This is a genomic window from Methyloversatilis thermotolerans (assembly GCF_000372885.1).
GTDB classification, from domain to species: domain Bacteria; phylum Pseudomonadota; class Gammaproteobacteria; order Burkholderiales; family Rhodocyclaceae; genus Methyloversatilis; species Methyloversatilis thermotolerans.
This window is the reverse complement of sequence record NZ_KB889967.1, coordinates 956590-979616: the sequence shown is the minus strand read 5'-3', so window position 1 is coordinate 979616 and position 23027 is coordinate 956590. Positions and strand designations below refer to the sequence as shown.

At 64.7% G+C, this 23027-nt stretch carries 20 protein-coding genes, 1 pseudogene and 1 other annotated feature; of the genes and pseudogenes, 10 read left to right on the top strand and 11 right to left on the bottom strand.

Translation table 11 applies throughout. The annotated features are described in order from the left end of the window. Positions 1-24 precede the first annotated feature (24 nt). Positions 25-687 carry a transposase gene (locus tag A3Q7_RS0103965; RefSeq protein ID WP_018410558.1) on the top strand — a complete coding sequence of 221 codons (663 nt, stop codon included), beginning with the start codon at positions 25-27 and terminating at the stop codon, positions 685-687. Next, positions 659-1890 (top strand): IS3 family transposase gene (locus A3Q7_RS0103955; protein WP_088178479.1). Its coding sequence is split into 2 segments (ribosomal slippage): positions 659-947 and positions 947-1890, totalling 1233 coding nucleotides; the frame shifts between segments, so codons are not numbered across the junction. Before A3Q7_RS0103965 ends, A3Q7_RS0103955 begins: the two co-directional genes overlap by 29 nt. Continuing rightward, positions 937-1053: a sequence feature (AL1L pseudoknot), on the top strand. It overlaps the preceding gene by 117 nt. Before the next feature lie 1108 nt (positions 1891-2998). On the opposite strand, the gene A3Q7_RS0103950 is transcribed toward A3Q7_RS0103955, so the two are convergent. Then, entirely contained in the window at positions 2999-3634 is a 636-nt protein-coding gene (locus A3Q7_RS0103950; RefSeq protein ID WP_018410554.1) for a PEP-CTERM sorting domain-containing protein, read from the bottom strand. 629 nt (positions 3635-4263) lie between these two features. On the opposite strand from A3Q7_RS0103950, the gene A3Q7_RS0103940 reads away from it, so the two are divergent. Next, on the top strand, positions 4264-4845 hold the full coding sequence (locus A3Q7_RS0103940) for a PEP-CTERM sorting domain-containing protein (RefSeq protein WP_018410553.1): 582 nt from the start codon (positions 4264-4266) through the stop codon (positions 4843-4845). 33 nt (positions 4846-4878) lie between these two features. Then, positions 4879-5727, top strand: a complete 849-nt coding sequence (locus tag A3Q7_RS0103935; RefSeq protein WP_018410552.1) for a DUF429 domain-containing protein — start codon at positions 4879-4881, stop codon at positions 5725-5727. A 24-nt stretch (positions 5728-5751) separates the two neighbouring features. On the opposite strand, the gene A3Q7_RS0103930 is transcribed toward A3Q7_RS0103935, so the two are convergent. After that, positions 5752-6624: a LysR family transcriptional regulator gene (locus tag A3Q7_RS0103930; RefSeq protein ID WP_018410551.1), complete on the bottom strand. Its 873-nt coding sequence runs from the start codon at positions 6622-6624 to the stop codon at positions 5752-5754. 103 nt (positions 6625-6727) lie between these two features. Between A3Q7_RS0103930 and A3Q7_RS0103925 the strand changes: the two genes are divergently transcribed. The 3 genes from A3Q7_RS0103925 to A3Q7_RS0103915 all read left to right on the top strand — a co-directional run bounded on the left by A3Q7_RS0103925 (position 6728) and on the right by A3Q7_RS0103915 (position 9131). Next, positions 6728-7057 (top strand): hypothetical protein, encoded by a 330-nt coding sequence (locus tag A3Q7_RS0103925; protein ID WP_018410550.1) that lies wholly within the window; start codon positions 6728-6730, stop codon positions 7055-7057. A gap of 33 nt (positions 7058-7090) precedes the next feature. Beyond that, entirely contained in the window at positions 7091-7795 is a 705-nt protein-coding gene (locus A3Q7_RS0103920) for a Bax inhibitor-1/YccA family protein (RefSeq protein ID WP_018410549.1), read from the top strand. 166 nt (positions 7796-7961) lie between these two features. Continuing rightward, positions 7962-9131 (top strand): methyl-accepting chemotaxis protein, encoded by a 1170-nt coding sequence (locus A3Q7_RS0103915; protein ID WP_018410548.1) that lies wholly within the window; start codon positions 7962-7964, stop codon positions 9129-9131. Between the two features lie 44 nt (positions 9132-9175). Here A3Q7_RS0103915 and htpG read toward each other — a convergent pair whose 3' ends face one another. After that, positions 9176-11089, bottom strand: coding sequence for a molecular chaperone HtpG (htpG, locus tag A3Q7_RS0103910; protein WP_018410547.1), 1914 nt, complete (start codon positions 11087-11089; stop codon positions 9176-9178). Between the two features lie 70 nt (positions 11090-11159). On the opposite strand from htpG, the gene A3Q7_RS20425 reads away from it, so the two are divergent. Continuing rightward, the gene (locus A3Q7_RS20425; RefSeq protein ID WP_018410546.1) at positions 11160-12629 is read left to right on the top strand and encodes a pseudouridine synthase; all 1470 of its coding nucleotides are present in this window, start codon (positions 11160-11162) and stop codon (positions 12627-12629) included. 55 nt (positions 12630-12684) lie between these two features. On the opposite strand, the gene A3Q7_RS0103900 is transcribed toward A3Q7_RS20425, so the two are convergent. Continuing rightward, positions 12685-14508, bottom strand: coding sequence for an EAL domain-containing protein (locus A3Q7_RS0103900; protein WP_018410545.1), 1824 nt, complete (start codon positions 14506-14508; stop codon positions 12685-12687). Positions 14509-14680: 172 nt separating this feature from the next. Between A3Q7_RS0103900 and A3Q7_RS0103895 the strand changes: the two genes are divergently transcribed. Further along, positions 14681-14866, top strand: coding sequence for a hypothetical protein (locus A3Q7_RS0103895; protein WP_018410544.1), 186 nt, complete (start codon positions 14681-14683; stop codon positions 14864-14866). 6 nt (positions 14867-14872) lie between these two features. Here the strand turns inward: A3Q7_RS0103895 and A3Q7_RS0103890 are convergent, their stop codons facing one another. The 3 genes and pseudogenes from A3Q7_RS0103890 to A3Q7_RS21075 form a co-directional block, all read right to left on the bottom strand. Next, positions 14873-15919 (bottom strand): HD-GYP domain-containing protein, encoded by a 1047-nt coding sequence (locus A3Q7_RS0103890; protein WP_018410543.1) that lies wholly within the window; start codon positions 15917-15919, stop codon positions 14873-14875. Then, positions 15916-18030, bottom strand: a complete 2115-nt coding sequence (locus A3Q7_RS19370; protein ID WP_232417817.1) for a PAS domain-containing hybrid sensor histidine kinase/response regulator — start codon at positions 18028-18030, stop codon at positions 15916-15918. Before A3Q7_RS19370 ends, A3Q7_RS0103890 begins: the two co-directional genes overlap by 4 nt. Before the next feature lie 352 nt (positions 18031-18382). Next, a pseudogene (locus A3Q7_RS21075) lies at positions 18383-18634 on the bottom strand (MHYT domain-containing protein); the annotation flags it as partial. Positions 18635-19077: 443 nt separating this feature from the next. Here A3Q7_RS21075 and A3Q7_RS0103880 point away from each other — a divergent pair. Next, the gene (locus A3Q7_RS0103880) at positions 19078-19878 is read left to right on the top strand and encodes a hypothetical protein (RefSeq protein WP_232417816.1); all 801 of its coding nucleotides are present in this window, start codon (positions 19078-19080) and stop codon (positions 19876-19878) included. 28 nt (positions 19879-19906) lie between these two features. Here the strand turns inward: A3Q7_RS0103880 and pqqE are convergent, their stop codons facing one another. The 4 genes from pqqE to pqqB are packed head-to-tail and all read right to left on the bottom strand — an operon-like array spanning position 19907 to position 22984. After that, positions 19907-21064 (bottom strand): pyrroloquinoline quinone biosynthesis protein PqqE, encoded by a 1158-nt coding sequence (gene pqqE / locus A3Q7_RS0103875; protein WP_018410541.1) that lies wholly within the window; start codon positions 21062-21064, stop codon positions 19907-19909. After that, entirely contained in the window at positions 21061-21333 is a 273-nt protein-coding gene (pqqD, locus tag A3Q7_RS0103870) for a pyrroloquinoline quinone biosynthesis peptide chaperone PqqD (RefSeq protein WP_026224463.1), read from the bottom strand. The genes pqqE and pqqD overlap by 4 nt, the downstream gene beginning before the upstream one ends. Positions 21334-21341: 8 nt before the next feature. Beyond that, positions 21342-22070 carry a pyrroloquinoline-quinone synthase PqqC gene (pqqC, locus tag A3Q7_RS0103865; protein WP_018410539.1) on the bottom strand — a complete coding sequence of 243 codons (729 nt, stop codon included), beginning with the start codon at positions 22068-22070 and terminating at the stop codon, positions 21342-21344. Then, entirely contained in the window at positions 22067-22984 is a 918-nt protein-coding gene (gene pqqB / locus A3Q7_RS0103860) for a pyrroloquinoline quinone biosynthesis protein PqqB (protein WP_018410538.1), read from the bottom strand. The genes pqqC and pqqB overlap by 4 nt, the downstream gene beginning before the upstream one ends. Between the last annotated feature and the right edge of the window lie 43 nt (positions 22985-23027).

The following is a 23027-nucleotide window of genomic DNA, read 5'->3' as shown; positions in this document are numbered from 1 at the left end:
GTGATCCGCCGCAACGGAGATCTCATGCCAAGACGTGCCCGCATCAGCCTGGCCGGCGTTCCGCTGCACCTGATCCAGCGCGGCAACAACCGGCAGGCCTGCTTCTACTGCGACGACGACTGCATCCACTATCTCGACTGGCTGGGCGACCACGCGCGCAACACCGGCTGCCGCATCCACGCCTGCGTGCTGATGACGAATCACGTGCATCTGCTCGTGTCGTCAGACGACGCCGAAGCGCCCGGCGTCATGATGAAACGCCTGGGCCAGCGCTATGTGCAGTACATCAACCGGACCTACCGGCGCAGCGGCTCTCTCTGGGAAGGGCGCTACCGCTCCTGCCTCATCCAGCAGGACGCCTGGCTGCTCACCTGCCAGCGCTACATCGAACTCAACCCGGTCCGCGCCGGCATGGTGGAACACCCCGCCGACTACCGCTGGTCCAGTTATCGCACCCACGCGCAGGGCGAGTGGAATCCCCTGCTCACGCCTCACCCCCTCTATCTCGCGCTGGCCGACACCGCAGAAGCCCGCCAGCACGCCTACCGCGAACTGTTCCGCACCTACGTCGAACCCGGCCTGATCGATCAGATACGCCAGGCCACGAATGAACCGCCCCGTGTTTTGCGGAGGCTCCAAGTCTTGAGAAGATGGAGCCATGAAGAAATCATCGAAGTTCTCACCTGAGGTTCGCGAGCGTGCTGTCCGGCTGGTGCAGGAGCACCGCGGGGAGTACCCGTCGTTGTGGGCGGCGGTCGAATCGATCGCACCGAAGATTGGTTGCGTGCCGCAGACGCTGCTGGATTGGGTCAAGCAGGCGGAAGTCGACGCGGGCGCGCGTCCGGGCGTGACGACGGCGGATGCGCAGCGCATCAAGGATCTGGAACGCGAGGTCAAGGAGCTTCGCCGCGCCAACGAGATCCTGAAACTTGCCAGCGCGTTTTTCGCCCAGGCGGAGCTCGACCGCCGTTTGAAGTGATGTACGGGCTGGTCGATGAGCACCGCGACCGCCACGGGGTCGAGCCGATGTGCAAGGTTCTGCAGATCGCCCCGTCAGCCTATCGGCGCCACGCGGCGCGCTGCAGAGATGCTTCTCTGCTCAGTGCCAGAGCGAAAAGGGATGTTGCGTTGCAGCCTGCGATCAAACAGGTGTGGGATGCGAATCTGCAGGCGTACGGCGCGGACAAGGTCTGGAAGCAGATGAACCGCGAGGGCGTAGAGGTTGCTCGCTGCACGGTCGAACGTCTGATGCGCAGGCTCGGCCTGCGAGGTGTCGTGCGTGGCAGGAAGGTGCGTACCACGGTCGCAGACCCCAAAGTGGCGTGCCCGCTGGACAAGGTCAATCGGCAGTTCAGTGCCGAGCGGCCGAATCAGCTCTGGGTCTCGGATTTCACCTACGTCTCAACCTGGCAGGGCTGGTTGTATGTGGCTTTCGTGGTGGATGTGTTTGCCCGACGCATCGTGGGCTGGCGCGTAAGCACTTCGATGAGTACCGACTTCGTGCTCGATGCGCTGGAACAGGCGCTTTACGAGCGGCAACCGGAGCGCGACAGCAGCCTGATTCATCACTCGGACCGTGGGTCGCAATACGTGTCGATCCGCTACAGCGAACGACTGGCCGAAGCCGGCGTTGAGCCCTCCGTCGGCAGCAAGGGCGACAGCTACGACAACGCGCTGGCCGAGACCATCAACGGGTTGTACAAGACTGAGCTGATCCATCGCCGTGCGCCGTGGAAGACACGGGAGGCGGTGGAACTGGCAACCCTCGAATGGGTGTCCTGGTTCAACCACCATCGCCTGCTCAGTTCCATCGGCTACATTCCGCCTGCCGAGGCAGAGGCGAACTACTATCAGCAACTCACCCGTCAGGCCGACCTCGTGCCGGCCTGACTTAACCCAACGGGCCTCCGCGAAACCCGGGGCGGTTCAATGCCGTTAAGTTAAGCCTAAACCGACGCGAGTACGGGCCAAAAATCGGTGGAATTTCAGATGCCCTTGGATGGGATTGACGGACTCCGGCCACTAACTTAACGGCATTGGGGCACATCCCCAATTTCAATTCGTCCCCACTTGCATACGCCCCGTCCTTCCGAGAAATGACAATGCGCTTCCCGACAGAAGCCTCTGCACATACGGATCGCATGTCGCCATTAAGGGCGCACGGACTTCCTTTTTGCATCATCCGTAAGGATGAGCAGAAGCGGATTGACAGCGCCCACCATCCACCACTTCCCTTTCGTGACGGGGGTTTCGGGCGACCTTGTTCAACACGCCAATCTGCATGAAAGGAATCATTCCCGACCGCGAGGCAGGACGGAACGCGACGCGGTTGATGCGCGCATACGGGTGCGGCCAGGCGTCAGTGACTGGAAGCGGGTTTCGCAGGAGAGAGGCCGGACGGCCGGTGCTCGCCGGGCTGGAACGGCTTTTTCCACGCAGGTCACAGCCCTGCCCGCGAAACCTTCTGCCGGAGCGCGCACTCTCGCCGCACATCTGCGCGGCAACTGGCGAGGTAAGGGATGGAACGCTCCTTCCATCCCTCGACGATGCCGACCGGGCGGCGGCGCGGGGACAGGAACGGGACCGGCAAGGCGGCCACTACAGTCGTGATGCCACGACTCATCGCCGTGTCAGCAGCGGGCTGTACAACATCCGGCGGCAGTGCGCGCCGGCCATGGACATGGACCGAATGGGTGCCGAGCGACAACGCCGCTTGAACACCGGTGCGGATGGACTGGAGCGAGCGATGAACGCCGAGATCATCCCTCAGGCGAAAAGCGCAGAGCTCCGTTGAGTGTTCTCGCGCACGTCGAGCGCCGCAAGGATGTCAAGGATGCATCTTTCCGGCGTGCGGAATTCGAACTTGAGGGAGCATGAATGGCGACGTCGATCACGGAAAGACTGTCGCCATCCGTCGGCCTGACGGCGTCGGGGGCACACCACGATGCCTGCGTCGGATGCTTGAGAACCGCGGTCTGCCCCCGGTGCGCAGCGAAACTCAGCCGCGGCGAACGCGACGGGCTGCGGCGCCGATCACGCCGAGGCCGGCCAGCATCATCGCGATCGCTTCCGGTTCCGGCACGGTGGTCGCCACCAGATTGTCGACGATCACGCTGCCCTGGGCCGAGCCGGACAGGCTGAAGCCGGCAATGCCGCTGGCCGAGGTGACCGAGAAATTTGTGTAGCCCTGCGGCACCCAGTTGGAGGTCACGACCGGCGAGGTCGGCACGACGAAGGACGCAATCGCGTCGCCCTGCATGTTGAAGAAGGTGAGCGTGGGGGCGAGGCCGAGGTCTTCGCGCAGGGCCGAGGCGATGTCCAGGCTGAACGAGGTCAGCGAGGCGCCGAAGGCTTCGTTGAAGCGGATGTGGATTTCACCGTAGTTGCCGCCATCGCGGTAGCTGTCGCCGTCGGACAGAAACATGCCGGTGACGCTTTCGTGGCCGCGATAGGCCACGTTGTCGGCGCCGTACTCGGACACGTAGTAGTTATAGGCATTGGATTCGGTGCCGAACCAGCGGCTTTCCCAGCCGGCAAAGGGTTCGTCGAAGCCTTCGGTCAGCGTGGCGGCCTGTGCGCCAGTCGTGGAAACAAAGGCAAGGGCGGCAACGGCGCAAAGTTTGAAAAGACGCATAGGTAAGTTTCCGGTAGGACGTTGAGAACATCACCCTCAGGGCGATCTGGAGCGATGCGTACGCCGTAAGATGTATACGCGTACGCCTCCTATAGCGTAGTGCGGCCTCATTACAGCCCGGTGTCCGCAAACGCAGCCGGCAAGCGATCAACTTTTTCTTTCTGTGTCCTGATTTGCGCTCGGCATGATGGACCGCGCATGTATCGATCTTCACCCTGTCATCCGACCGGACAGCGGATCATGTCGCGCCCCTGCAGTTCGATGCAGCGCAGGCGACCCTGCAGCCCCCGCGCCGCCGGCTGCAACCGGGAATTTCCCCCGCTCTGCATGCTCACCCCTCCGGATGATGGCGCGCATCACGCCATGTGCGTAGGGTGTTGTCATCAGGATGCTGCAGCGATTCGACGCATGCGCTGTGCCGGCATCCGGGATACCGACCGCTACGGCAAGGTGCGCGGTCGATACGAGTGGGCGGTGAGTGGCCGGTGATATGGGCGTGCGCCCGGGCACCGATCCTCTCGCGCAGTGGACAACAAGGCGTTGACTTGCCATGAGCACACGCCGATAAATGGAACGAGGCAGAATTGAAATTCCCTTCCCTCGCAGTCGCCCTGGCCGCCGCAGCGCTGATGGCATCGCCGGGCGCATCCGCCACGACGATCAATCTGGGTACGATCGCCTGCAGCGGCACCCTGTCCATATCGGGCAGCGAGTACGCCGATCTGAGTTGTGACGGCAATATGACGCTCAGCGACAGCGTCATCATCGATCCGCTCAAGATCGTGATACAGGCGACCGGCTCGCTCTCCTTGAACAAGGTACTTCTCGCCGCTCCCGAGGTCTGGATCGTAGCGGTGGATGACAAGCAACTGGAAAATGTGGTGGTGATACCCACGGTTGATGGTGGGGTGCCGGTGCGCGAACCCGTCGTCCTGGAGCCACCGATAAACCTGATCGTCGGCGAGGCGATCGCCGTCCAGGGCGGCTGGCTGACTACGGGGGCAACCATGCAGATGATGGCCCCCCGACCCGATCCGGTCCGCCTGCCTGAACAGGGCGGCACCCTCACAATGAACGGAGGCGGCAGCCTTACAGTGAGCGAAGGTGGATCCGGCAATGGCCCGGTGACGCTGATTCCGGAGCCTTCCATCGCACTGCTGTTCGCGTCCGGACTCGGCCTGCTTTTGCTGCGCCGCCGCAACCCGGGCTAGCCTCGGCGTGTCGGGCCGGCGTATGCTGCGCCCATGACTACGCTGTACGGGATCGATTTCACGTCCTCTCCGTCGGCGCGCAAGCCGGTCAATGTCGCCCGCGGCGAGGTCGAGGGCGACACGCTGGTGCTGACCGGATTCGAGCGCTTTCCTTCGTGGGCGGGTTTCGAGGCTTTTCTGGCGCGCCCCGGCCCCTGGCTGGGCGGATTCGACTTTCCTTTCGGCCTGCCGCGCGAATCGGTGCTGGAACATGGCTGGCCGCAGGACTGGGCCGGACTGGTGCGCGCCATTTCGGCGCTCGGGCGACAGGATTTCAAGGCGCTGGCGGATGCCGAACGCGCGCTGCGACCGGTCGGCCGGAAGTATCCGCACCGCGCCACCGACCTGCCCGCCTCGTCCCACAGTCCGCTCAAGTTCGTCAATCCGCCGGTCGGCTGGATGTTTCTGGAAGGCTGTTCCCGGCTGCTGGCGGCCAATGTGCATGTCCCGGGCATGCATGGCGGCGACGCCGACCGCATCGCGCTCGAGGCCTATCCGGGCTGGCTGGCGCGTCAGATCACCGGCGGGTCCTACAAGAGCGAAAGCGCGTCCGGACAGACGCGCGAGCGGCTGGCGCGGCGCATGATACTGAGTGAAGCGCTGCTGCGCGGTGCGCACCCGCTGGGCTTGCCGCTGCGGTGCGAATCACAGGAGTTGCTGGACGCGATGAACACCGATGGCACCGGCGACACGCTGGACAGCGTGCTGTGCTTGGTGCAGGCGGCCTGGGCCTGGCAGCGCCGCGACCAGGGCTACGGCCTGCCGCTGCACATCGACCCGGTCGAGGGCTGGATCATCGGCGTGCCGCTGCAGTCCGCACCGGTGGCCCTGACCGCGCACTGACCGACCGGCCCCCTCAGTGCCCGCTCAGTTCCCGGCCAGCACCTTCTGCACCAGCGGATGCTGCACGCGGCGCTCGGCCGATATCGCGTAGAAATGTTCGATCACCTCATTGCAGCGGCCCAGCAATTGCAGTTGACGGTGCTGAACGAATTCGTCGTGTGACCACTCGGTCGCCGGAAAGGCGCCCAGGCCGCTCTCGCCGAAGGTCGCCAGCAAGGCGCTGTCCTCGAATTCGCCGATCACCCTTGGGTGCAGGCCCTTGCGCTCGAACCAGTCGTCGATGCGGGCACGCACCGCGGAATGGCGGGTCGGCAACAGCAGCGGCACGCGATCAAGACAGGCCGGGAACCCCGCATCCAGCGCGTCGGCCAGCGCGGCCGGCGCATACCAGCACAGGGCGGCGTCGCCCACCGGGTGGCTGTAGACCCGCAGATTCGGGTTCATCGGTGCGGGGCGGTCGGCCAGCACCACATCCAGCCGGTGCAGCGCGAGATCGGCCAGCAGATCGTCGAACTTGCCCTCGACACAGATGAGGTGCATGCCGGGCGTATCGCTGGCCGGGTGCAGCATGTGGCGCGCCGCTGCCTTGGGCAGACCGTCGGAAATGCCTACCGACAGCCGCATGCCGTGTTCGGTCGCCGCCTCGCGCACCGCCAGCGGCAGTTGTTCGCCCAGTTCGAATATCTGTTCCGCCAGCCGCATCGCGGCCGCGCCCGCGGGCGTCAATTCGACGCTGCGCCCGGACGGCTTGAACAGGGCATGGCCCAGGAAGCGCTCCAGGTCGCGGATCTGGGTGCTCACGGTCTGCACGGCCATGTCCAGCCGTTCCGCCGCGCGCGCGATGCCGCCTTCTTTCGCCGCGACCCAGAAATAGTAGAGGTGCCGGTAGTTGAGCATGCTTTGACTTCGTAAAAACAGAAGTAACGATACCAATAAAATCTGTTTTTTTGAATTCTTCCCGCGCGTATTCTGGCTGCTCCATCCACACAGGAGGTGAGCCATGGAAGTCATCGTCGAATCACGCAACCCGGAAGGCAATGCGCTGCGCAGCGTGGCCGAAAGCCGTCTGCGCTTCGCGTTGAGACGGCTGGCCTGGCTGGTGCCGCGCGCACGGCTGCGGCTGTCCGACACCAACGGCCCCCGTGGCGGCGTGGACAAGCAGGTGCAGGTCGAACTGCAACTGATCGGTAACCAGCCCGTCGTGGTGAAAGCCACGGCGCGCGAATGGCGGGTCGCGCTCGATGAAGCGCTCGGACGAGCGGTACGCGTGCTCGTGCGCACCATACGCCGGGCACGCGAGCCCGTCGTGCCGCGATTGCCCGCCATCTGACGGCCCATTGAATCTGAGAAAAGGAGCTTTGAAATGAGTACGGATCGATATCCCCGCAACGACAGCCTTGCGCTGCGCGCCCAGGTTGCGGATGCCACCGCGCTGGTGAGCGACAGCGGCCGCAAGGTGCTGCGCAACACCTACATGCTGCTCGGCCTGAACCTGGCCTTCAGCGCCCTGATCGCCTATGTCGCCATGGCCGCGCGCTGGCCCTCGCCTGGCATCCTGCTGACGCTGGCCGGCTATTTCGGCCTGCTGTTCGCGGTGAACAAGTTCCGCGACAGCGGTGCGGGCGTGCTGCTCACCTTCGCGCTCACCGGCTTCATGGGCTACACGCTGGGCCCGCTGCTCAATGCGGTGATGGCGCTGCCCGGTGGCAGCCAGACCATCACGCTGGCGCTGGGCGCGACCGCAGGCGTATTCCTGGCGATGTCCGGCTGGGCCACGGTGACGCGACGCGACCTCTCGGGCATGGGCAGCTTCCTGTTCATCGGCATGATCGTGGCGATGCTGGCCGGCCTGGGAGCCATCTTTTTCGAGATCCCGGCGCTGTCGCTGACCGTATCCGCGGTGGTGGTGCTGTTGATGGCCGGCATGATCGCGTTCGAAACCCAGCGCATCGTGCGCGGTGGCGAAACCAATTACGTGATGGCCACCACCGGGCTCTTCGTATCCATCTTCAACCTCTTCACGTCTCTGCTCCAGCTCTTCGGATTCGCCGGCAGCAGCAACGACTGATCGCTTCACTTCCCGGAGCTCTCCCCCGGATTGCCGCATGCAGCGCCCGCTGCATGCGGCTTTTTTTCGTGGTGACACTGTGTGTCGCGGCAACCCGTCACCTCAAGTCGGCCCCGTTGCGCCCGTTAGAAGTACACGGTCAACAGGATGTCCCCGGAGGAAACCCATGCTCAAGCAACTGAGCGTCAGCAAGGCATTTGCACTGTTCGGCGTGCTGTCGGCTCTGATCTGCTGTACGGCGGCAGGGTTGCTTTCGGTCTTCGTCTCGCCCGGACCGTGGGCCGCGCTCGGACTGTCTCTGGTGCTGGTGATTGCCAGTTCCCTCGCCGGTGTCGCAATCGGGCGTTTCTATGGACGTCGCGCAGAAACCATCGTGCATGGGCTCAACGCCCTGGCCAAGGGACGCCTGGACCACCGCATCGCGCTCGATGGCCGTGACGATTTCGCATGGCTGGCCTATGAATACAACTCGGCGCGCAAGGCGGTCAAGACGCTGGTCGAAAGATTGCAGGTGCTTGCCGGCACGCTGTCGGGCGCGGCCGGGGAACTGTCCGGCTCGTCGGCCACGGCACGTGAGAACGTGGCGCGGCAGCTCGACTCCATCCGCGCCGTGGCCGGTGCAATCGACCAGATGAGCGGCAACGTGGCCGAGGTCGAATCGATTTCCGTTGAAGCCAACAAACTCGCCGAAGCGGCAGGAGAAGCGTCGCGCGCCGGCAAGACCACGCTGCAGGCGTCCTTGAACAGCGTACACGGCGCTTCGGAAAAGATGTCGGCGTCGCTGAAGGTGATCGAACAACTGGTCGAGGATTCGCGGGCCATCAACCGCATCAACGACCTGATCAAGGAACTGTCGGACCAGACCAATCTGCTGGCGCTCAATGCGGCGATCGAAGCCGCCCGCGCCGGCGAACAGGGACGCGGCTTCGCGGTCGTGGCCGACGAAGTGCGCAAGCTGGCGCAGCGCAGTCAGGCGTCCGCCAACGACATCAGCGAACTGGTGGTGCGCATCCGCGACGATGCCGAGCAGACGATAGCCCTGGTGCGCAGCTCGGATGAGGAAGTGGGCGTGGCGAGCAACAACACGGCCACAGCGGTCGCCGAATTCGAGGACATCATGAAGCAGCTCGACGAGTTGCTGAGCAAATCCGCCACCATCTCATCCAGTCTCGGCGCACAGAGCGCCGCAGTCGGTGAAATCGTGCGCAACACCGATCTGCTGTTCTCGCTGTCGGAACAGACCTCGGCCGGCGCCGACGACACGGCACGCCAGGGTGTCGAGGTAGCGGGTTCGGCCAAGTCGCTGGAAGAGGCAGTCCAGGCCTTCCACATCTGAGCGGGCCGGCGTCATCACCGCCCCGCTCTTCCCCACCCGGCAGGTCAGCCCTGTCCGGACATGGCCAGCATGAGCTGGTTCATGCGGCGCACGAAGCTGGCTGGATCTTCCAGCGCGCCTCCTTCGGCCAGCAGCGCCTGGTCGAACAGCACGCCCGCCCAGTCGTCGAAATGTGCATCCTCATTGCGCAGCCGCTGCACCACCGGATGCTGGGGATTGATTTCCAGGATGGGCTTGGAATCCGGCGCATCCTGTCCGGCAGACTTCAGGATGCGCGCCAGATTGCCGCCGATGTCGAACTCGTCGCTCACCAGGCAGGCCGGCGACTCGGTCAGGCGATGCGTGATGCGGACGTCCTTGACCCGCTCGGTCAGACTGGTCTTGAGCTTGTCGACCAGCGGCTTGAACTCGCCTTCGTCGCGCTCCAGCGCCTTCTTCTCTTCCTCGTCCTCGAGCGCGCCCAGATCCAGTCCGCCCTTGGCCACCGATACGAGCTGCTTGCCCTGGAATTCGGTCAGGTTGCCGACCACCCATTCGTCGACACGGTCGGACAGCAGCAGTACCTCTATGCCCTTCTTGCGGAACACTTCCAGATGCGGGCTGTTCTTCGCCGCCTTGAAGGTTTCGGCGGTGACGTAGTAAATCTTGTCCTGACCTTCCTTCATGCGGCCAATGTAGTCGGCCAGCGACACCGACTGTTCTTCGGTGTCCAGGTGGGTGGAGGCGAAACGCAGCAGTCCGGCCACCTTGTCGCGGTTGGCGTGATCCTCGCCCACGCCTTCCTTGAACACGCGGCCGAATTCCTTCCAGAAGGTCGCGAACTTGTCCGTGTCGTTCCCGGCCATGTCCTCCAGCAGCGACAGCACCTTCTTCGCGCAGCCGGAGCGGATGGTGTCGACATCGCGGCTCTCCTGCAGGATTTCGCGCGACACGTTCAACGGCAGATCGGCCGAATCGACCACGCCGCGCACGAAACGCAGATAGGCCGGCAACAGCTTCTCGGCATCGTCCATGATGAACACGCGGCGCACATAGAGCTTGAGGCCGTGGCGGGCGTTGCGGTCCCACATGTCGAAGGGCGCGCGCGACGGAATGTAGAGCAGTTGCGTGTACTCGTGCCGGCCTTCCACGCGGGCGTGACTCCAGGCCAGCGGCGCGGTGTAGTCGTGGCTCACGTGCTTGTAGAACTCGGTGTACTGCTCGTCCGTGATGTCGGACTTGGCGCGCGTCCACAGTGCGCTCGCCTGGTTCACCGTTTCGTCCTCGTCGGTGATGACCTGCTTGTCCTCCTTCCATTCCTCCTTCTTCATCAGCACCGGCTGCAGGATGTGGTCGGAGTATTCGCGGATGATGGAACGCAGCTTCCAGCCGGACAGCAGTTCGTCCTGATCCGCGCGCAGATGCAGCACGATTTCGGTGCCACGCTCCGCCCGGGTGATGGCGTCCACCGAGTACTCGCCAGCGGTATCGCCAGTCATCGAGCAGGACCAGCGCACGCCCTGCTCCGCCGGCAGCCCGGCGCGCCGGGTATTCACGGTGACGGTGTCGGCCACGATGAAGGCCGAGTAGAAGCCCACACCGAACTGGCCGATCAGATTGGCGTCCTTCTTCTGGTCACCGGTCAGGCTGGAAAAGAACTCCTTGGTGCCGCTGCGCGCGATGGTACCGAGGTGGCTGATCGCTTCGTCGCGCGACATGCCGATGCCGTTGTCGGTGATGGTGATGGTGCGCGCGTCCTTGTCGTAGGCGACGCGTATCTTCAGTTCGCTGTCGGATTCGAACAGCGCCGGGTTGGCGATGGCTTCGAAGCGCAGCTTGTCGCAGGCGTCCGACGCATTGCTGATCAGTTCGCGCAGGAAGATGTCGCGGTTGCTGTACAGCGAATGGATCATCAGATGCAGCAGCTGCTTCACCTCGGCCTGGAAATTCATGGTCTGGGCGGTGGCGGTTTCCGACATGACGACTCCGTGAGGTTCAATGACAACCGCGGGATATGGAGACTTCCCCCCGACATTTCAAGACCCCGCTATGCTGTCGGGTCCACAGAATGTTTTCACGCCGATGACCACCCGCCCCAAACTGGGTTTGCCGCGCAAATCCGACGACGCCACGCCGACCGACCGCAATCCGGCACGCAAGCCGGTACGCAACAGCACGGCCAAGTCGCGCACGCTGAGCCGCAACACGAAGCAGGTCGCGCCGGCCGCCAAGCCCCATGCCCAACCCGCCGCGAAGGATGCTCCGGCACGCAAGCCGCGTGCTGCGCGTCCGGATGGAGATCGCCCGCCGCGCCCGGTCGGCGAAAAGCGCGCATGGACACCACGCCCGGAACGCGACGCCCGTGCACCGCGCGCCGAATCGGCCGAACGCAAGCCGTGGGAAAACCGCGAGCGCCCGGTCCGCAGCGAATCGGGCGGACACTCCGGCGATCGTCCGCCGCGCAAGGAGTTCGGTGACCGCCCGCCGCGCCCGGCTGGCGAAAAGCGCGCATGGACACCCCGGCCGGAACGCGACGCCCGTGCACCGCGCGCCGAATCGGCCGAACGCAAGCCGTGGGAAAGCCGCGAGCGCCCGGCCCGCAGCGAATCGGATGACCGCCCGGCCCGCGCTGGCGGCGATTTCACGCCGCGATCGCCCAAGGCCGCGCCGCTACGGCCGGCCAAGGCCTGGGACGAGCGCGATACCGACAGGCTCGGCCGCGTGCAAGCCGAAAAGGGTGAGGACGGCGACGATGCGAAACACGGCATCCGGGTGTCGCGCTGGCTGGCGGACCGGGGTGCCGCATCGCGCCGCGAGGCGGACGACTGGATCGCGCGCGGCTGGGTCACGGTGGATGGTGAAGTGGCCCTGCTCGGCCAGCGCGTGCTGCCGCACCAGAAAGTCGAGGTGCACAAGCAGGCGCGCGCCGACCAGGCGCTGCGCGTGACGGTGCTGATGCACAAGCCGGTCGGCTATGTCAGCGGCCAGGCGGAGGACGGGCACGAACCTGCCAGCGTGCTGTTCCTGCCGGAGAACCAGTGGGCCGGCGACCGCTCCGGCGTCAGGTTCAACCGCAACCATCTGCGCGGTCTGGCTCCGGCAGGCCGCCTGGACATCGATTCGCACGGCCTGCTCGTGCTTACCCAGGACGGGCGCATCGCACGCCAGCTCATCGGCGAGGATTCGACGATAGAGAAGGAATATCTGGTGCGTGTCCGGACGGTAAAGCCGTTCGGCCCCGGCGCATTGTCGGAAAGTTTTCCGGCGGAATCGCTCAAGCTGCTGAACCACGGCCTGTCGCTGGATGGCGAAGCACTGAAACCCGCCAAGGTGAGCTGGCAGAACGAGGAACAGCTCCGTTTCGTGCTGCGCGAGGGCAAGAAGCGACAGATCCGGCGCATGTGCGAAGCGGTCGGGCTGGAAGTGGTCGCGCTCAAGCGCGTGCGCATAGGCCGCATCCCGCTGGCCGATCTGCCGGTCGGCAAATGGCGCTATCTGCGGCGCGACGAACTGTTCTGAACGCGGCCGCGGGCGCCGGCACGGTCCATCGCCCGAGCCACGCTGTCAAGCCCCCTCAGGCCACCTCCTCGCGACGCTCGTCATTGGCACTGCAGTCGGCGGCCTGCACATGCAGGCCGCCTCCATTCGCCTTGGCCTGACGCTTCGCACTGGCGGCGGCCGACGCAACCTCTTCTTCGGTGCGGAAGCCCTGACCCCTGCCCAGCACCACCCCGGCGCACAGCGTAGTGAGCGGGAAGCGCGTGCGATTGCCTTTCCGGTCCTCGCCCTCCATGAAGCCGCGCGCCAGCTCTTCGGCATTGAACAGGCCGAGTGCCTCGCCGTTGAACCGTTCGATGATACGTTCGCACCGCGCGCGCCAGTCCTCGCTCTGGAACAGCACGATGAAATCGTCGCCACCGACGTGGCCGACGAAATCGCGCAGCGGATCAGCTTCCTGCTGGATGCTGCGTGCCGCCAGCTTGATCATTTCGTCGCCGCGGTAATAGCCGTACAGATCGTTGAAGGGCTTGAAATTGTTCAGGTCGAAATAGGACGCCGCGTAGTCGGAATCGCTTGCCATGAGCCGGCGCAGATGTTCGGTGATCGGAATATTGCCCGGCAGGAAGGTGAGCGGATTGGCATGGCGCGCCGCTTCGATGCGCATTTCGGTCACTGCGCGCACCAGGCTCTCGCCGGTGGCCACACCCACGTAGCGGCCGTATTCGGTCACCACGAAACCGTCGTACAGATAGCGCTGGTCCTCGCCCGCCAGTACGCTGCTCATCGCTTCCAGCGGCGTGCTGCGCTCGACGCGCAGCGGGTTGGGATTCATGAACAGCGCGCATGGCCTGCGGCCGTACACCTCCTTGTGATACGGCTGGGTGTACAGATCCATGAAGGCGCGCCGGTTGATCAATCCCACCGGTATGCCCTGGTCGAGCACAGGCAGCGCCAGCAGTTCCGGATGTTCCGTAAACACCTGCACCACCGCCAGATTGGCGGTGTGCGGTTCTACCGCTGGCGCCGACACGGCGAGCCGCGCCACGGTTTCCGCCGCACCGCGATGCGGTGTGTCCGGCAGCACCGCAACCTTGCGCGAACCCAGAATGGCCACGACCTCGTCCGGCACCCGATGCACGGTGGCGCCCTGCGGCCGGCCGAACAGATAGCCCTGACCGCAGTGCACACCCAGATCGCGCAGCACGGCAAGTTCCGCCGGCCGCTCTATGCCCTCCGCCACCAGTTCGGCGCCAAATGCGCGTGCGAGCTGGACAACGGCACGCACGGCCTCGACACGGCGCGCATCCAGATGGATGTCATGGGCAAAGTAACGGTCCAGCTTGACCCGGGGCGGGGCCAGCTCCGACCACAGGCGCAGGCTGGAACGTCCGTCCCCGAAATCGTCGATGGCAAAGCCTATGCCCAGCGCGGCAAGACGCGACACTGCCCCGCGCAGGGCATCGATCTCTGTCACACGCTCGTGCTCGGTCAGTTCGAGCACCAGTCGCGACGGCGACAGCGCATGCCGCGACAGCAGGGCGAGCAGTTCGACGCAACCCTCGGCCGCCAGTCTGCGCAAGGTGCCGGCGCTGCAATTCACGTAGAGCTCGCCCGGCGCCGCCACGTCGAAATGGCGGACGGCCGCTTCGACGCAGGCAAGTTCGAGTTCCGCTTCCAGCCCGATCTCACGCGCGGTGGCGAACAGCAGGGATGGCAGATGCAGAGTGCCGCCCTCGGGTCCGCGCACCAGCGCTTCATGCGCCATCACGCTGCCCTCGTCGAGCCGTACGATAGGCTGGTACACCATGCCGAGCGCCCTTCCATCGAGCAGGGCACGCAGGGCGACGTGGCTGTCGTTTCTTGAGCGCGCATTCATGGTTTGCTGTTTGTTGTCCATATCACCTGCCCGCCTCATCGGCCTTGTGCGCCGATTCTTGCGTGAACTTTCCGTGAACTCGCGGTGACAGCGCCGTAGTCATTGCCCGACACGCCGCATCCGCCGGAGCTGACAGGTGGGATCCGCAAGACGCGTCAGGATGCGTGCATCGCATCGAACAAGGAGAACACACATGAATGCACGCCTGACTACCCTGACGCTCGCCAGTATTCTTGCTCTCGGCCTGATGGCCTGCGAGAAGGAAGGGCCGGCCGAACGCGCGGGAAAGGCGGTTGACGAAGCGGTGGAGGAGGCCGGCGACAAGCTGGACGACGCCCGCGAAAAGGCGCGCGACGCGATCGACGACGCGAGGAAATGACCGCGTTCAGGTCTCCTGCGAGGTGGAGCTCTCGGCCCAGCGTTCCTTGATGGCAAGCACTTCGGGCAGACAGGTCAGGAATAGATCCACCAGCACCGGATCGAAGTGTCTGCCCTTCTGCTCGACCAGCAGCGCGCACGCGTCCTCGACCGTCCATGCCTTCTTGTAAGGTCGTTCAGTCGTCAGCGCGTCGAACACATCGGCGATCGCGACCATGCGTGCCTCGACCGGGATGTCCTCGCCGGACAGGCCCTGCGGATAGCCGCTGCCGTCCCATTTCTCATGATGTCCGGCCACGATGCGCCGGGCCGTCGCGAGCAGGCCCGAGTCGTGATCGCCAATGATGCGCACGCCGATGTCGACATGGGTCTTCATGATCGCCCATTCCTCATCATCGAACTTGCCCGGCTTGCGCAGGATGCGGTCCGGGATGCCGATCTTGCCGATATCGTGCATCGGTGCCGCATGCAGGATGTCGCGCGCCATATCCGCATTCCAGCCCGCTGCCGATGCGAGACGATGCGCGTAGTGGCTCATGCGTATCACGTGCAGGCCGGTTTCGTTGTCCTTGTATTCGGCCGCCAGCCCCAGCCTCTGGATGATCTGCAGGCGGGTATCGACCAGCGTGTCCAGGCTGACCAGGGAGAGGTGGGTGCGCACCCGCGCACGCACGATGGGCGGGCTGACCGGCTTGGCGATGTAATCCACCGCCCCGAGCGCGAAACCTTTTGCCTCGTCCTCCGGATCGCCGAGAGCGGTCACGAAAATGACCGGGGTGCGCGCCAGCGCCGGATCCGCCTTCAGGCGCCGGCACACCTCGTGGCCGGTCATGTCCGGCATCATCACATCCAGCAGGATGAGATCGGGTCGTTCCAGCGGCGTGAGTTCAAGTGCGCGCATGCCATCGCGCGCGAACAGCAGACGGTAATCCGCCTGCAGGATGTGCCGCAGCACCTGCAGGTTGGCGGGCTCGTCATCGACGCACAGCACCGTCCGACGCGCATCGACATGCGGCAGACCGTAAGGCTGGGCAGGGCTTGGCGCGTCGCTCATGCGTCCTGTTCCTCCTTCATGTCGTCCGGAATACCGACGCCGCAGTGTGCCACCAGTTCATCGAGGGTGCGCACGGCGCGCTCGAACTCGAAGCCATCCAGCGCTTCCGACAGGGCCTCGACGAAGCGGCCGGTCGCGGCATCGCCGGCCAGGGTGCCGAGCAGCAGCGTGAGCGCGTCATCGTGCAGCTCTCCGTGCAGCAATGCGCTGCGCAACGCGGACGCATGACGCAGCGCCGCCGCCGGATCGGTCATGCGTCGCACCCGATGCCGATCCGGCCCGACATGCGCGAACGATCGCTCCAGCGTATCCGCCAACCGGCAAAGTGCCGGCTGTACGGCAGCGAGCAGTTCTGCCAGTTCGCCCGGCGGCTGTGTGGCTGCAGCCGTCTCCAGTCTGCCGAGCACGTGCGCGAGATCGCTGGCGCCGATGTTCGCGGCGCTTCCGCGTACGCAGTGCGCGCGCTGACGCAGCGCATCCGGTTTCCCGTCGGCAGCCAGGCCGGACAGTTCCGCGGGCAGGTCACACGCATCTTCCAGCAGCCGGCGCAACGCGCGCGCTATCCTTTCATCGGTCTGCCACAGCGCGCGCGCGCGGGCAAGGTCGATCACCGCACATGCCTCGCTGGTCCCGGTCACTCGCACCTGCGTGCTCACGAGCCCGAGCACACGCGCCATTTCGGCCCTGAGGCTGTCGATGTCCACCGGCTTGCCGGTAAAGCCGTTCATGCCTGCTGCACCGGCGGCCCGTCTGTCCTCGTCCAGAACGCTCGCGGTCAACGCGATCACTGGCACCGGGCAACGTCCTGAAGCCTGCTCGGCGGCGCGCAGTTGCCGCGTCAACGCCAGTCCGCTGATGCACGGCATATGCAGATCCATCAATACGATGTCGAAGGCTTCGCTGTCGAGCAGCTCAAGCACGCGTGTCGCGTCGGTCATGCCGCGCACCCGATGCCCGTCCCGCTCGAGCAATGAAACCAGCAGTTCCACGTTCTGCGCCACATCGTCGATGGCGAGCACCTTCAGGCAGGGCAGACGGACATTCTCCGGACCCGACGCCCGGGGCGCCCGGCCCGGACGCAGCGGCAAGGTGAAGTGGAAGGTGCTGCCGACGCCCGGCGTGCTGTCGACCGCGATCCGTCCACCCATCAATTCCACCAGTTGCTTGCTGATCGATGTACCGAGCCCGGTGCCGCCGAAGCGGCGACTCATGGACGGGTCGGCCTGGGTGAATGGATTGAAGATGGCATCTATCCGGTCCGGCGCGATGCCGATTCCGGTATCCCTGACCTGGAAACAGACACCTTCCGCGCAGCGCTCGACCCGCAGCACGACGCGTCCATTCGCGGTGAACTTGATCGCGTTGCCCAGCAGATTGGTCAGTACCTGACGGATGCGCAGCGAATCGCCGCGATAGAAGCGTGCAAGCTGGGGATCGATATCGACGTCGAGAACCAGGCCCTTGTCCTGCGCCTGTACGCTCAAGGTCATGACGAGCTGGTTCATCAGTTCGGTGATGTCGAAGTCCAGGTCCTCGATGTCGACCGCGCCGCGTTCGAGTTTCGCGCTGTCCAGGATGTCATTGAGCAGCCGCAGAAGTGAACGCGCCGACTGCGAAATCACTTCGATCGAACGTCGCTGCGATGCGGGCAAGGTGTCGCCCAGCAGCACTTCACTGAAGCCGATGATGGCATTCATCGGCGTGCGTATCTCGTGACTCATGTTGGCAAGGAAGGCCGAACGCGCCGCGGCGGCGTGTTCGGCGCGCTCCTTCGCCGCCCGCAGCTCGATTTCCATCGTGTGCCGTTCGGTGATGTCCAGGATGACGCCGTCTATCCACTTCACCTCACCGTCGTCGCCGCGGACCGCCGATCCGTGTTCCCACATCCATCGCCACCCGCCATCGGCATGACGTATCCGGTACTCGACGACGAAGGGCGCGTGCGCGCGGATCGAGGCCTCGACGCGTTGCCAGTTGTGCGCCACATCGTCCGGGTGCGTGATGCCGGCGAATGTCCGTCGTGGCGACGGTCCGAGGAAATCCAGCGCGGAATAGCCGGTCACCGTCTCGGCCGCGTCGCTCATGAACAGCATGGTCCAGTGCTCGTCCATCAGGCAGCGGTAAGCTACGCCCGGCATGTTGGCAATGAGCGAACGCAACTGTGCTGCGCTCGTTCAGGTCGTCCACCCGCTCGCGGTAGCGCAGCAGCGCGAGAACTCCCAGCACGAATACCGACAGACCGATGAAGCCACCGCTGAGCAGCAAGACCGGTGTGAGGACGTCCGTCACGGGTGCGGTTTCAGGCGTGCCGGTAAAGCGTGCGGCCGCCATGCCGGCGTAGTGGGTACCCGCCATGGCCAGCCCCATGATGCTTCCGCTCACCAGCAGCCGGGTCGGGCGATGCCTGAGTGGAACGAAGAAAGTCGCCCAGAGGGCGGCCGTCGCGAGTGAAACGGCGATCAGGATGGACAGCGCGAACACCCACGGATCGAAGCGCAACCGGGCCGACATCTGCATCGCTTCCATGCCCAGATAGTGCATGGCGGCTATGCCCGTTCCGGTCAGCATGCCGCCACAAAGCAGGGCGCCCGGCGTAAGCGCGCGCCGCGTCATCAGTTGCAGGGCGGCGGCCGACGCGATGAAGCCGGGCACGATGGACAGCGCGGTGAGCAACGGGTCGTAACGCACCGATACACAGATGTCGAGCGCCAGCATGCCGATGAAGTGCATGACCCACACGCCCCCTGCCAGGGCCGTCACGCTGGCGAGCTTCATGAACGCGGCACGGCGCGGACTGCGCGCACCCGAAACGAGCGTGACCGCATGGAGCGCCCCCATGGCCGACAGGACGGCGACCAGCAGGGAGAGCGCCACGAGCCCGGGCTCGTGGATCATGGGCAGGCGGGTCAGGGCGTCATCGGCGCTGCTGATGAAATAGCTGGACATCGGGCGGTGGGGACGTCGGTGCGAGGACGTGCCTGACAGATTGCTTGTGTGCTGTTTACGTCCACAATCGACAACCCTTGATGGCCGCTTGGAAAACGGGAACGCCCCACATGAAGCCAAGTCTGTTGCGGATCGTGCGGGTCTTGCTGCTGTCCGGGCCGGTTTGCGTCGCACATGCAGACGAAGGCGTCTCTTTTGCGGCCTGGGGCGACATGCCCTACAGTCGCTTCGAACGGGCGCTGGCGGAGGACATCCTGCAGGCACAGGCGAGGCGGGCGCTGGCGTTCTCGCTTCATGTGGGGGACATCAAGAGCGGCTCGGCGCCCTGTGACGATGCGCTGTTGCTGGATCGCCGTGCCCTGTTCGAACGCTCTCGGCATCCTCTGGTGCTGATGGCCGGGGACAACGACTGGCTGGATTGCGCTCGAGTGCAGGCCGGCGGTCATGATCCGTTCGAGCGGCTGGCAGCGCTGCGCAGCGTACTGTTCGCGCAGGCGCCCGCCCTGCCCGGCCTGCACCGCTCAGCGGCCAGCCCGGAGCAGGCGCGCTGGCGGATAGGCAGCGTGCTGTTCGTGACGCTGAACGTGCCGGGCAGCCCCTTGCCCGACACCGCGGCCGGACGTGGCCAGGCCCGGGATGCCTTGAACTGGCTGGATGAGGCGCTGCAACCCGAGATGCTGCGTGATGTACGCGCGCTGGTTGTCGCCTTTCATGCGCATCCGGATTTCGCGGCCCACGCGGCGGGCCGCGGTTCGCAACGCTACCGCGCACTGCTCGACCGGCTTGCCCGCTTTGCGTCGGCCGACCAACGGCCGCTGCTCGTCATCCACGGCGACACCCACACCTGGCGCGTGGACAAACCGCTGCACGACCCGGATTCAGGTCGTCGGCTCGACAATGTGATCCGGCTGGAAACCCACGGCTCACCATGGCTGGGATGGACCGAGGTGGTGGTCGATCCCGATGCGCCGGCGGTGTTCCGCTTCCGGCCTCACCGTATGAGTAGCGAATGACCCAGGCGCCACCTCGGCGCCTGCCGGATCAGAACGGACGGTCGAGTTGCAGCGATTCCTTCGGGCCGCGGTAGATGAGCGGCTTGACCTGCATGGGGTTGCCGGCGATCTGCGCCCGCTCGACCGCTTCGACGATGCGCCCGTGGAAGGGTGACTTGTCGCACACCGGATCGGCGGCATCCGGGTCGTTCGCCACCATATAGGCCTGACAACGGCAGCCGCCGTAGTCCTTTTCCTTCTCCGGGCAACTGGAACAGGGTTCCTTCATCCAGCCCGTCCCGCGGTAGCGGTTGAAGCCTTCCGATTCGTACCAGATTTCGCGGATGCCGCTCGTGCGCACGTCGGGAAACTCGAGTCCCGGCAGCATGCGCGCCGTGTGACAGGGCAGCGCCTTGCCGTCCGGCGTGATGGTCAGGAAAATATTGCCCCAGCCATTCATGCACTTCTTGGGACGGTTTTCGTAATAGTCCGGCACGACAAAGAACAGCTTCATCCTGTTGCCGTGCTTTTCCCGCCACTCGTTGGTGATGCGTTCGGCGCGCTCGAGCTGTTCGCGCGACGGCAGCAACTGGTCGCGGTTCACCTGGGCCCAGCCGTAGTACTGCGTGTTCGCGAGTTCGACGTATTCGGCGTCGATGTCGGACGCGAGCTGGAGTATCGATTCGATATGATCGATGTTGTGCCGATGTATGGTGCAGTTCATCACCATCGGATAGCCGCGCGACTTGATCAGGTCGGCGACACGGCGCTTCAGGTCGAAGGTGCGGGTGGACGACAGGAAGTCGTTCATTTCACGCGTCGAATCCTGGAAGGAAAGCTGTATGTGGTCCAGCCCCGCTTCCTTCAGCGCGTCGATGCGCTTTTCGTTCAGACCGATGCCCGAGGTGAGCAGATTGGTGTAATACCCCAGCCGGTGAGCTTCGGCGACGATCAGTTCGAGATCATCGCGCAGCATCGGTTCGCCACCGGAAAAGCCGCACTGCACCGAACCGAGCTCGCGTGCCTCGCGCAGCACCTTGAACCACTCGTCGGTGGTGAGTTCGTTCTCGTGTTTCGCGAAATCGACCGGGTTGAAACAATAGACGCAATGCAGCGGACAGCGATAGGTCACCTCGGCCAGCAGCCACAGCGGCGGGCCGATCTGTGCCGATTGCTCGGCAAGTCTGGCTTCGGCGAGATCAGTCATGTCACATCCACCCATTTCTGCTGGCGTGCCAGCTCGACGAAATTGATCACGTCCTGCTGCAGGCCCTGTGCGTTGAAGGTCTTTTCGAGATCGTCGACGATGCCGGCAACGCTGGTTTCACCCGAACACCGCTTCAATATCTCTCCGGCGCTCTGGTTCAGCTTCACCATGCCCTCCGGATACAGCAGCACATAGGCCTGCTGAGCCTCTTCCCACTGGATGCGGAAGTGACGGCCGATCTTCGGAACCGACGCGGTCGTGACGGTCATCGTGGCGCTCACTTGTTCACGCCATAGGCGTTGGCCATGGCATCGTTCATGGCCCACAGCACGTCCAGCTTGAACTGCAGGATGTTGAGCGCGCGTTCCTGCATTTCGCGCGTATCGAAATAGTTCAGCGTCACCGCCAGACCTTGCTCCACGTCGCGGCGCGCCTGTGACACGCGGTTGCGGAAGTACTGCAGCCCTTCCGATTCGATCCACGGGTAGTGCTCCGGCCAGTTGGCGAGGCGCTCCTTGTGGATCTTGGGCGCGAACAGTTCGGTCAGCGACGAACACACGGCTTCCTGCCAGGGGCGCTGGCGCGCGAAATTGATGTAGGCATCGACCGCGAAGCGCACACCCGGTACCACATGGCGCAGATCGACGATTTCCTCGCGCGTCAGGCCGGTGGCGATGCCGAGCTTGATCCATGCCTCGATGCCGCCCTCGTCTCGCACCACGTTGCCATCGGGGCCGGTGATTTCGTAACCGTCGTGGTCGAGTATGCGCTGTATCCACTGGCGCCGGATCTCTCGGTCCGGCGTGTTCGACAGGATGGCCGCGTCCTTCACCGGAATCGCGATCTGGTAATAGAAGCGGTTGGCCACCCAGCCACGTATCTGCTCCGGCGTCGCCTTGCCGGAATTGAGCATCACGTTGAATGGATGGAAGATGTGATAGGCGGCGCCCTTGTCGCGCAGTCTGGCTTCGAACTCTTCGTGATTCCAGGGCTGTTGCGTGCTCATAGCGTGATGTCCATTCCGTCGTACGCAACCTCGATGCCATGCGCGTCCAGTTCGCGACGCTGCGGACTGTCCTCGTTCAGGATCGGGTTGGTGTTGTTGATGTGGATGAGTATCTTGCGGGTGCTTGCCGGCAGCTTGTCCAGCCACTCGATCATGCCGCCCGGGCCGCTCTGGGCCAGATGGCCCATGTCGCGCGAGCGCTTCTTCGACGCGCCGAGCGCGATCATTTCGTCGTCGCTCCAGCAGGTGCCATCGACCAGCACCACGTCGGCCTCGTTCATCGCCTTCCAGACGTGGGGTTCGATATCCACCAGACCCGGGGCGTAATACACGTTGCGGCCACTGCGTTCGTCCTCGATCGTGACGCCCACGTTGTCGCCCGGTACCGGACGGTCGCGTCGCGGCGAATAGGGCGGCGCATTGCTGCGCAGCGCATGCGAGCGGAACTTCAGTCCGGGAGCGCCGGCGATGCGGAACTCGCTTTCGTCGATGGGCAGTTCGTTCCACGCGACACCGCTGTAGTGGCCAAGCAGCTTGAACAGCGGATTGCCTTCGGTGAGATCCTGGCGCACCGGCGGCGTGCACCAGATCTGATGCGGCTGCCGGTGTTCGCGCAGCATGTACAGGCCGGTCGTGTGGTCGATCTGCCCGTCGATCAGCACGATGGCCTGCACCGCCGTGTCGCGCAGCGCGCGCGCCGGCTGCAGCTCCGGAAATTGCTGGAACTGGGTCAGGATGTCGGGTGAGGCGTTGAACAACACCCAGTTCTCGTTGTCGCCACTGACCGTGATCGACGATTGCGTCCGTGCGCGCGCCTTGATGGTGCCGCGACGCAAACCGTCACAGTTGGGGCAGTTGCAGTTCCACTGCGGAAAGCCGCCCCCTGCACCGGAACCCAGGACATGCAGTCGCATGTGTCTCCTCCGCCGGCCTTGCTGGCCGAATTCTCATGCCGGA